Genomic DNA, 10242 nt, shown 5'->3' with positions numbered 1-10242 from the left:
GGATTTAGAGGGCAACTAAAAACGTAATTTCCTGCTGTGAGAGTAATTTCATAGTCCTTGGTCGTACCCTTGGTTAAACCACCACCACTTACCTTGGGCAAACTAACTTGCTTGATTCCCGATCCCCGCAAGTAAAAACCTAAGGGATAATCAACATTGGCATTGGTTACGCGAAAAATATATTTTCCAGGTTTTAATTCTAGGGGTTTGAACTCCGATTTTCTAGCAGCTAAAGTTTCCGAGTTAATTTGTTGGCAATCGTCGGCACTTGTCGGCTGATATTGATAATCTTTGGCTTCTACTTCTAAAAACTGACAGCCCACTTGAGTTAAATCAATAACCGTCGCCTCTGCTTCTGCTTTAATATCGGATGGTACTGAATTGTTGGATGTTTGAGTATTGCTAGTACAACCAGCTAGAGCAAGACATAACAAGCCACTTTTAATAAAATTCGAGTATTTCATCTGAGAAAAATCCCTATAAATTCACTTGACTAACAAAAGATATTTGGATCTTTTTGCTATGTCGAGACTAACTGCCTTAAATTAGAAAATGCTAAATTTTTCCCGATCTAATCCTGAAAATATAGTTCTACACGGTTATCATTAATTTTCTGGCAGATCTCTTTCAGTTTTCAGCCATCGACTTTGAGGCTTGACTAAGAACTTGAAATAAATCGGGATCTTACTCAACATATAAAAAGGAATAGCCAAGAGATTTTTCAAAGGCAAGTCAGAACGTCCGAATCTCACCCAAGCCATCAAAACTCCTAACAGCAAAAAACCTCCCGCAACGGTAATTAAAATTCCAGGAACAAAAGAAATACCAGTCAAAAGAACAGTCGTCCAAGTTGCGATCGCCACCCCGATCCAGCCCATGACTAATAAAGATAAGGGAGGGATAAAAATATCTAAAGCCAACCCCAAAGCTGCTAAATTTCCTGTAGTTACAAAAGCTTTTAATAGTCGAGGAACTTCCACTAAGATCATTTCCAGATGTCCGTGTTCCCAACGCGATCGCTGACTTGTCGCCGCCTTGTCTTTCATCAAACGACCCATGACCAAAGCATCTTCGCAAAACACTGGAGTAGAGCCAGCCAAAGCCAAATCTACCGTAAGTTGCATATCGTCTGTAGTCTTGCTTCCTGCCAAAGATATTGGTTCGATTAGAGACCAAGGAAAAGCCATTCCCGAACCCGTTAATAAACAATGCCAACCCAAACGGTTTAAACCCAACAATCTGACCAGATTTTTAATTTTGAGAGAAAACATTGAAACCATATCTTTAACGCTAGTTTCTTCTGGTTGCTCCATTAAATAGGTCGATTGTACTGGTCTACCTGTGGCGATCGCCTTACAAGTAATATTTCTGATGGTATTGGGTTCGATAATACAGTCTCCATCCAAAATCACCAATACTTCTGGAGGTTCGTCCTTAATCCTTTGCATGGCATAATCTAGAGCGTATCCTTTGCCGCGATCGACTTTATTTTCTCGCTCGAATACCGTTACCCCTGTAGATTTGGCTAATTCCGCAGTATTATCATGACAGTTATCAGCAATGACAATAATTTGGTCTTCTGGAGTTATTTGGGTTTGCAATACTTCTAATACTTCTTTGATTTGCTCTGCCTCATTGTGAGCGGGTATCAAAATAGTAGTTTTGGGTCTTGCTAGATCTTCAAAGTTGAAGTCAGATTTTCTCGATATAACAGCGGCAAAACATTCAAGAAAAAAAACCAAACAAGGAATAGCAACGATTATTCCCACTAACAACAGGATGAGATTAATAATATTCAGAAAATCCATTTTAATCACAGGTGTATTAACAATTAAATTATGTTTCTGCTGACTCGATTAGCAATACCATCATAGCCTCCAATAATTGTTACCAGGAAACTAGATCGGTTTCATTCATCTAATTACCCTATTGCTTTATTTTTTTCCTGACAAGTAATCTCTAAATTGTTATGGAATTATCTAAGTTTTTGATTGAAGTGTTTGATTAAGCTTTCTGCTATCTGATGCCCTTCCATATCGTTCTGTTGGGCAAATAAATTTTTGGCAGTTTGCAAATCTAACATGGCACTAGCATTTCTGGCTTGATAGTTTAAAGTTCTCAATCGCACTCCACGATCGTCTGTGACTCTACGGTCAAAACCCAAGTAAAAAGACATTCCCGCTCGTCGCAAATACGCCCAACTGTGCTTGGGATTTCTGAGAATTGCACTATCAAAATCTCTAATCGCTGCTTCTTTGTCTCCTAGCTGTCCTAAAATAGAACCCCTTTCGTAGTATAAATCGGCATCATTGGGGTTGAGTTGTATTGCTTCGTTAAATAAAGCGATCGCTTCTCGATAGTTTTCTTGTTGGAGTTGAGCTTTTCCTCGCGCCATTAGTGCAGTCGCAGTTCGAGCCGATTCTGGAGATACAATTAAATCATTAAGATTTTGAGTTTTACCAGCTAGCATCCAGCCGTTTAATAAAACTACTACTTCGATAATAGTCCAAGCAAATAAAGTTTTTGCCACTGTTTTGAATGACATAGCATCAATGAAAATTAGAGCATATTTTTTATCTAAGATGTGAGAGAAGACTCCCACTATAAGTAGTTGTGCAAAATTAATTGGATAGTTGAGATTGGGTTTAGGGGTTAGGGGTTAGGGGTTAGGGGTTAGGAAAATATGGAATATACAAATAATTCTGCTTAGGTACTTAATATTAAGTGCAACTTCAAGGAGAAATGGTATCACGCAAAACAAAGGATGTGGTTGATTGAAGTAGAGCGATCGCTCTTTTAGTAAATCATGCGATCGCAATACTCAAACTACTGACTAGGAAACTTGTGTAAAGTAGCGTAAATATCTAACGACCAGATCGTGAATTATCAACGGGGAATTTAATACAAAAAACCGTTTGTTCGTTCTCACTAGTGACATCAATAGTGGCATCAAGCATTTGGGCTAATTTTTTGACTAATGTGAGTCCCAATCCAGTACCGCCATATTTCCAAGGATCGTTATTAGGTATGCGATAAAAGCGCTCGAAAATTAATTCTTGTTCCTCCATGGGAATTTCTACCCCTGTATTGAGAACGCAAAGAGAAATTTCTGATTCGTTAGTTTCAGTCTGAACTGTAATTATTTGCTCTGCTGGAGTATATTTACAGGCGTTATGCAAGAATTCCCGTACGATTCGTTCCAAAACCATCGGATCGGTGACAACTTCTAATTTCTCTGGTGCTAGATTCAAAACTAATTCTTGTTCTTGGCTTCTAGTTTGATTTAAATACAGTTGAACTAAATCGGGAATCCAATGATTGAGGTCGAGTTTTTCTAGTTTAATAGTTTGGGCTTTAGCGTCTATGTAACAAAGAGCTAGCAAGTCATCAACTAGTTGCTTTTGGCGATCGCAAGATTCGTAGAAAATCTGAATAACTCGCTTAAAAGTGGGAGAATTAAGATTATTGCGGTTGCTAACCAGCAAAGTTTGTATAGTTTGTGCTGCTAGTTGCATACTGCTCATAGGAGCTTTTAATTCATGGGAAATAGTTTTGAGGAAATCGTCTTTTAGCTGATTGAGTTTGGCTAAGTCTTCCGCTTTTTGGTTGGCTGCTGCATATAGTCTGGCTTGACGAATGGCGATCGCACATTGGGCTGCTACTTGTTGCATTAAGCGAATTTCCCAATCTGTAAATACTTCTGTCGGTGGTTTTAGTCCCCAAAGATTGCCTAGAATACCCCCCTCGTCAAACAGAGGACAAGCTAAACGAGTAACTTGAATATCTTGGGGAGAAAATTGGGGAATTTTTTCTACCAGTTGAACGGGAGTTTTTTGTAATAGTTGCTCATAGAGTTGGGGAAAATCCCGCACATTTCTGGTTATTCCCTGGCATTTGGGCAAAGTAATAGCGTGTTCGTAAGCAATGGTTGCCGTCGTGCGATCGCAATCGTAAAGCTCGATTTGACAGCTATTGATATCGAGGACAACTGCTAGTTCGCGGGTGGCAGTTTCCAGGATTTGTTTTTCATTAAGACTATCTTGCAATTTACTAGTAATGCGACGAGTCAAGCCTTCAAAATCCAAAGCCTGCTGTAGTTCTTTATTTTGTTTTGCCAGAGTATGACGCATTTTTCTTAAATTAAGGTGGGTTTGAATGCGTATCAGTACTTCTTCTTGTTCGCTGGGTTTGGTAATGTAGTCAACTCCTCCCAACTTAAATCCTTGAACTTTATTGACTGTTTCGGAAAGTGCCGTCAAAAAAATTATGGGAATTTCTTTAGTATTTGGTTTTGTCTTAAGACGACGACAGGTTTCAAAGCCATCAATATCAGGCATTAGAACATCTAGCAAAATTAAATCTGGTGTTTGGGTTTGAGCAATTTGCAAGGCACTCTCCCCATCTTCAGCCAGTAAGACTCTGTAACCTTGTTGTTCTAAATAAGAAAACAATACCAAAAGATTATCGGGAGTATCATCCACAATTAAAATTACTTCTGGTTTGGTGTTCGCTTCCTCAACTTCCACAGATTCAATACTAGTTTGAGCTTGTTTCTCAAAGCGATCGATACTTAGGGAAAATTGGTTTAAATCTTTTTTTTGATCGCCTCCATCTTTGGGGGCTAAACTTTCTCCCGATGAAGTTCCCATTAATTTTGCTTTGGTTGCCGATGGGTGAAGTAACAGTCTGTGATGGTTGGGCATAAACAGCTAGAGATCGAGATATAAATTGATTTATTAAATGTTTATTTTTTTTTAAATATTAACGAACATTGTATCTCGATTTATTTTAAGAGACTGTTCCTAAACTTATAGCGATCGCAACCGAGGAATAGACTTATGAAACTATCTGCTAGATTGTATTACTGAAACGATCGCAGTTATGGGCGTTCGAGGTTAATTGGTTTGGCAAGATGCTGTTGAAACCCACAGTTGAGCGATCGCTGTTTATCTGCTTCTCCTGCATAGGCACTAAGAGCGATCGCAGGAATGTTTTTTCCCTGGGGCAATGCTCGAATTTGATTGATGAGACTGTAGCCATTTACTTTGGGCATTCCGATGTCGCTGATAATTAAGTCTGGAGTTGCCGCGTTAAAATTTATTTGATTGAATTAATTTGATTTAACTAAAATTGCCCCCAAGCAGCAGCATCCCGCCCAAAATTGCCTCGGTAAAGACACCACCAATATTTTTGATCGAAAAACTGCGATCGATAAAAATAGAGAGCAAACGGGCGATCGCAGCAATGACAGAAGCAATACCTACTGTGGTAAAAGCGACTGGGGATTGCAACCACAGACAGGCAATTCCCAAACCGAGAAAAAACGAGCCTAAAGTCGCCCGCATTTCTGATATTCCCTCGGCTGAAATCGGTTTTAGTCCTACAAAAGCAGCAGCTAGCCGAGGAAATGCAAAGCCAAAGATACCGAGTAAAACGAAGAATATTGCACCGAGATTGGGCGTGATTAAATAATTGTCAAACATGATTGCAAGTTTTAGATGAAATGGTCAGATAAAAAGAAGTTTGTTTGTCTAACGCTAATTTTTAGGAATAATTATCCCTTCAGAAGAAGTTTTGTCGCTGTTCCATCTCCCAAATTGCCCAAACAAAGGCTACGGGGTCTTTGCCATCAAAGACAATGGGAGCGAAATGATTTAACTTGAGATGCTGCACAAACCAGTCTGTTCCCCCCTTTTGTGCCATGGTACTGCGCCGATCAATACGCCGACCGTTATTTATCATAATGGGCGTTACTAGCCCGCAATCTTCTGGCTGAAGATCTCTACCATCTAGATATTAATCTTCGACTTCTTCTTTGAGATCTTCTGCTCCTTCATCTATGTCTTCTCCTAGCTCTTCAGCTTCTCCCTCGGTTTCTACTTCACAACCAGTCAGACCAACAGAGCCAACCAATAGAGCCAATGAACTTAATCCAATAGCTAATATTTTTTTCAACTTAGAATTTTGCATGATTTTTACTTTGTAATTGAACTACAGCGGTTTGCATAACTAATTGGTACAAAAACGAAATTAATTGTAGAGTGGGCATTGCCCACCCTACCTTAAATACTTCTCATTTTTTCTGTCCTAGATAGAAGTGCATACCGCTGTATATTCGATCTTTGATTTTTAAGTATCATTTAAAAAACTCATTAATACATCATTCGTTTGATAGAAGTTATAATTACCTACTTGGTGAAATTAGCAGCAGCAAAAATCAAGTTGACAATGTAACTTTGAAAGGCAAAATCTAGAAAGTTTTATGACAATTAGCAATTTATTTTATGTATTTGAATTAATTATTGTGTTGGAAAATCTTGTACTAAAGCTTTACCACCGAGAGTTATTTTGCCCTGCTTGAGATTGATTCTATTAATTTTAAATCTAGCATTTTTAAACTCTAAGTTATTCAAATCTAATATACTTTGAATGCTATTTAATATTGTTTGAGCTAGGGTAGAGTCATAAATATTGTTATCATCATATTCCACATCTTCTAAGAGAATTTTATTAGCCTGGGGATCGAAGTCTGGCTTTAAGGAAAACGATATTGGCTTAGTTTCTCCTGATTCAGCAATAATTATATCTGCTCGCAAATGCAGGCGATCGCTGTGGAGTATCTTGAATTTTACATTTTTGGCATTTACCGTTAGGTTTCCTCCTGCAAGTTCGATCTGCACATCCTTGAGTTTATTTTGAATATATGACGAATTAAAAGCTTGTTCAATATCATCTTCCTGTAATACCAGCTTTGCTTGTACGTTAGTGCTTTTTTCTAACTTAAGCTTACCCAAAGCAGCTTTCAGGGGATCGATCTTAATACTATTAGTATGTAAAATCATCCGCTCTGCTCTCAAATCTTGCTTTATTACCATTCCTTCGCCATCAATGGTGAAAGATTCTACTTCTCCCTGAGCTAAGTTTAAAGGATTATTTTTAATATTGACATCTAGATTATCGACTTCATCTAATTGGCTGTCTACGACAATTTCTATCGCTTTAGCAATAGCTTGCTCGCCTAGATTTTGCTGATTCACTGCTGATTATTCCTCTGATTTTTTATAAGACAATACATCTGAAAAGTTACGATTGATTGGTTAAATTTTTGAGAAACAGCTTCTTACTTGCGGGTAGTTCTGGTTCGGAATCTGCTTCTTGAGCGAGATTTTCTAATTTACGATTGGCTTTTTCTTGAGCTCGGTCTAACAGCCGATCGCCATTTTCCGATTGACCGAATTGTTCTTTTACTCCCGTGTCTTTGACTATTTCTTGGGCTGCTTGTCGGAGAGTATCATTGCTGTTGGATTTAACTGTATCCGCTAGAGCGGGATTAACAAAACATAAGGCGATGCCTACGGCTAACTTCGTAATCGCCATACTCACCAAAACCACTGCGATCGAGTTCGTTAAGATTGAGTTCATAATAAATTATAGAAATGCTTACTTGATTAAAAATTCTGGTTGCTGAAGCGGATTCGCCAATATCTTAAGATAAATTGATTCTTTTTAAATTTAACTTCAACTTTGCCCTTAGATGGATCTAACTAAAGCAATATTTTCAACCTTGCAGCAAAAACAATTTTGTCTTCTTTCATGTCCCCTACTCAAAAGCGATCGCATCCCTCTAAATTACCCAGTCAACTACGTTTGGCATCAGTAGTTATCTGTATAATTGTTATTGGTTTGGGCAGTAGCGTCATTGTGGGTTGGCTACTTGACATAACTTGGCTCAAAAGCGTCATTGTCGGTCGCGTAACTATGAAGGTTAGCACTGCTCTAGGTATGATAATGGGCGCAATTACTTTACTGTTATGGCATCAGCAGCAAGAGAAAAGGAGTTTATTTGGTTCGATTGGTCTTTATCTTTTACCGAGTATTGCGATCGCCTTTAGTTTAATAACCTTAATTGAATATGGTTTTAACCTGGATTTAGGCACGAGTTGGCTTTCCTTGACCGATTCTCCTGATGCTATCGATGCGGTAGTCCAAGGTAGAATGTCACCTAGCACTGCTTGGGGTTTTCTGTTATTAAATACGGCAATTTTGTTCTTAGTTCGAGAATACTATCTAACCGCTCAACTGCTAACCATTGGCATTCTCGCGATCGCTTTTACTAGTCTAATCGGACATCTTTACTACGTTCGTCTCCTCTATACTGCTGGTTCGTCCACAGGGGTAGCAATTCAAACCGCTATTAGCTTTCTTTTGTTGTCTGGTGGCTTGCTAGCTACTCGCTCGGAACGGGGTTGGATGCGAGTCTTGACCAGAGAAGAAGCAGGGGGCTTGATGGCTCGTTGGTTATTGCCTCTGACGATCTTCGTTCCTCCTCTGCTGGGTGGTTTGATTTGGTGGCTGGTGGCGGATATACCTCAAGCTTCGGAATTAGCGATCGCCCTGACAAATGCTTTAGAAATGCTAATTTTTAGCTTTCTTGTCTGGTGGATGGCTCGGAAATTAAACCAAGGCGATCGCCAGCGACAGCAATTATATGTCAATTTATTAGAAGCTGAAACTAGATTTCGAGCGATCGTGGAAGATCAAACCGAACTAATTTGTCGCTATCGTCCAGATTTTACTATTTCTTTTGTCAATGAAGCTTACTGTCGCTATTTTGGAGTTGAAAAAGAGCAGCTAATCGATCGTGTATTTAAGCCTCGAATTTACGATGGCGATCGCGAGCTAGTCACTCAAAAGATTAACTCCATGAGCCAAACTAACCCTACCGTAACCATTACCCATCGGGTGTGGATCGACGGCAAGGTGCGCTGGAATCAATGGAATAATCGGATTATTTTGCATGAAACTGGAGAAATTAGTGAATATCAAGCCGTAGGGCGAGATATTACCACCCTCAAATCAATAGAAACCAAATTGCGAGAAAGTGAAGTAAGATTTCGGCTAGCCTTTGAAGATGCTGCTACGGGAGAGGCATTAGTTTCTCCTGACGGTAGATTTATTAGAGTTAATCGCTCTCTGTGTGAAATTGTCGGTTACAGCGAAGCAGAATTACTGCAAAAAACTTTTCAGGAAATTACCCATCCCGATGATCTCGATCTAGATCTTAATTATGTGCGACAAATGCTAGCGGGGGAAATTCGCACCTATCAAATGGAAAAACGATATTTTCACGCTTCTGGCGGTCTGGTTTGGATTTTATTAAGCGTTTCTTTGGTTAAAGATCTTGAGGACAAACCGCTATATTTTATTGCCCAAATTCAGGACATTAACCAACGCAAACAAGCTGAAGCTAAGTTAAATGAGCTATTGCAAGAACTAGAACGCAGCAATCAAGAACTAGAAGAATTTGCCAGTGTGGTTTCTCACGATCTGATTTCTCCCCTACGCAAACAAAATTTATTGATCGAATGTCTACAAGAAGATTACGGTGCAGTATTAGACGAAGAGGGCAAAGACTATTTAACGAGAATGACTGGGTTAAATTCGCGAATGAAGGCATTAATTACCAATTTATTAACCTATGCTCGCATCACTACCCGCTCTCAGCCTTTTACCTCAGTATCCCTTAAAGATGTTGTCGAAGATGTCCTCTACGATCTCGAACCAGAAATTAGTCGCATTCATGCCCAAATAGAAGTGGTCGAATTACCCACCGTTACAGGCGATCGCTCACAACTACAGCAGCTATTTCAGAATTTACTGCAAAATGCCCTCAAGTTTCACGCCAGCGATCGCATTCCCCAAATTAAAATCGCCCCAAGTTTAGCCAACCCTGACTTTTATCAAATAAATATTACCGATAATGGTATTGGCTTTGAACCAGAACAACAAGAGAAAATCTTTACTCCCTTTCACCGTTTATATAGTCAGAGTAAATATGCAGGTACGGGTTTGGGTTTAGCTATCTGTGACAAAATCGTCCAACGCCATCAGGGTAAAATTGTGGCTCGCAGTCAAAGCGATCGAGGAGCTACTTTTATCGTTTATTTACCAAAAGAAAACAATTATTTTAATAATCCAGCGATCGCATGAATTGGACTTTGGACAAACAGTAAAATGATTCGCGAAGCAAGCTCGCGAATTACTGCGCTTTTCACATGGGTAGACCACATAATTAAACTTTAAAAACTAAGAACTAAAAACTAAAAACTACGAACTATAGTCGTTCTAATTAATTTCCGTACTATCTCAGTAATTTGTTCGGGGGATTAGGGATTAGGGGTTAGGGATTAGGGAGCAATAATTAGTACATATTTTCGTATGGTTCTTATTAGGAATGACTAT

11 protein-coding genes are annotated in these 10242 nt (G+C 39.1%); 1 reads left to right on the top strand and 10 read right to left on the bottom strand.

Translation table 11 applies throughout. The annotated features are described in order from the left end of the window. The 10 genes from AC33VI_RS01190 to AC33VI_RS01145 all read right to left on the bottom strand — a co-directional run. Nucleotides 1-464 (bottom strand): outer membrane protein assembly factor BamD (locus AC33VI_RS01190; protein WP_491780443.1); only part of this gene is annotated, 464 nt, incomplete at its 3' end. Between the two features lie 141 nt (nucleotides 465-605). Continuing rightward, nucleotides 606-1808 (bottom strand): glycosyltransferase family 2 protein, encoded by a 1203-nt coding sequence (locus AC33VI_RS01185; RefSeq protein ID WP_491780442.1) that lies wholly within the window; start codon nucleotides 1806-1808, stop codon nucleotides 606-608. A 167-nt stretch (nucleotides 1809-1975) separates the two neighbouring features. Continuing rightward, on the bottom strand, nucleotides 1976-2545 hold the full coding sequence (locus tag AC33VI_RS01180; protein ID WP_491780441.1) for a tetratricopeptide repeat protein: 570 nt from the start codon (nucleotides 2543-2545) through the stop codon (nucleotides 1976-1978). Nucleotides 2546-2864: 319 nt separating this feature from the next. Continuing rightward, entirely contained in the window at nucleotides 2865-4703 is a 1839-nt protein-coding gene (locus tag AC33VI_RS01175) for a response regulator (protein ID WP_491780440.1), read from the bottom strand. A 176-nt stretch (nucleotides 4704-4879) separates the two neighbouring features. Then, complete coding sequence (locus AC33VI_RS01170; RefSeq protein ID WP_491780444.1) at nucleotides 4880-5101, bottom strand: response regulator; 222 nt, start codon at nucleotides 5099-5101, stop codon at nucleotides 4880-4882. Between the two features lie 19 nt (nucleotides 5102-5120). Then, nucleotides 5121-5483 (bottom strand): DUF4345 family protein, encoded by a 363-nt coding sequence (locus AC33VI_RS01165; RefSeq protein WP_491780439.1) that lies wholly within the window; start codon nucleotides 5481-5483, stop codon nucleotides 5121-5123. A 79-nt stretch (nucleotides 5484-5562) separates the two neighbouring features. Then, entirely contained in the window at nucleotides 5563-5742 is a 180-nt protein-coding gene (locus AC33VI_RS01160; protein WP_491780438.1) for a hypothetical protein, read from the bottom strand. 54 nt (nucleotides 5743-5796) lie between these two features. Continuing rightward, entirely contained in the window at nucleotides 5797-5970 is a 174-nt protein-coding gene (locus AC33VI_RS01155; RefSeq protein ID WP_491780437.1) for a hypothetical protein, read from the bottom strand. Between the two features lie 329 nt (nucleotides 5971-6299). Then, complete coding sequence (locus AC33VI_RS01150) at nucleotides 6300-7037, bottom strand: LmeA family phospholipid-binding protein (RefSeq protein WP_491780436.1); 738 nt, start codon at nucleotides 7035-7037, stop codon at nucleotides 6300-6302. 46 nt (nucleotides 7038-7083) lie between these two features. After that, nucleotides 7084-7422, bottom strand: a complete 339-nt coding sequence (locus AC33VI_RS01145; protein WP_491780435.1) for a hypothetical protein — start codon at nucleotides 7420-7422, stop codon at nucleotides 7084-7086. A 171-nt stretch (nucleotides 7423-7593) separates the two neighbouring features. Here AC33VI_RS01145 and AC33VI_RS01140 point away from each other — a divergent pair, with 171 nt between their 5' ends. After that, entirely contained in the window at nucleotides 7594-9990 is a 2397-nt protein-coding gene (locus tag AC33VI_RS01140) for a sensor histidine kinase (protein ID WP_491780434.1), read from the top strand. The last annotated feature ends 252 nt before the right edge of the window (nucleotides 9991-10242 follow it).

The sequence above is a fragment of the Waterburya sp. genome (assembly GCF_058530065.1).
This window is presented reverse-complemented; position numbering and strand designations above follow the sequence as displayed.

What these genes read in the sequence shown, in the direction of transcription:
- AC33VI_RS01180 (WP_491780441.1), bottom strand. Translation starts at nt 2,545, where the DNA reads ATGTCATTCAAAACAGTGGCAAAAACTTTATTTGCTTGGACTATTATC.
- AC33VI_RS01160 (WP_491780438.1), bottom strand. Translation starts at nt 5,742, where the DNA reads ATGATAAATAACGGTCGGCGTATTGATCGGCGCAGTACCATGGCACAA.
- AC33VI_RS01145 (WP_491780435.1), bottom strand. Translation starts at nt 7,422, where the DNA reads ATGAACTCAATCTTAACGAACTCGATCGCAGTGGTTTTGGTGAGTATG.
- AC33VI_RS01140 (WP_491780434.1), top strand. Translation starts at nt 7,594, where the DNA reads ATGTCCCCTACTCAAAAGCGATCGCATCCCTCTAAATTACCCAGTCAA.
- AC33VI_RS01165 (WP_491780439.1), bottom strand. Translation starts at nt 5,483, where the DNA reads ATGTTTGACAATTATTTAATCACGCCCAATCTCGGTGCAATATTCTTC.
- AC33VI_RS01155 (WP_491780437.1), bottom strand. Translation starts at nt 5,970, where the DNA reads ATGCAAAATTCTAAGTTGAAAAAAATATTAGCTATTGGATTAAGTTCA.
- AC33VI_RS01175 (WP_491780440.1), bottom strand. Translation starts at nt 4,703, where the DNA reads ATGCCCAACCATCACAGACTGTTACTTCACCCATCGGCAACCAAAGCA.
- AC33VI_RS01185 (WP_491780442.1), bottom strand. Translation starts at nt 1,808, where the DNA reads ATGGATTTTCTGAATATTATTAATCTCATCCTGTTGTTAGTGGGAATA.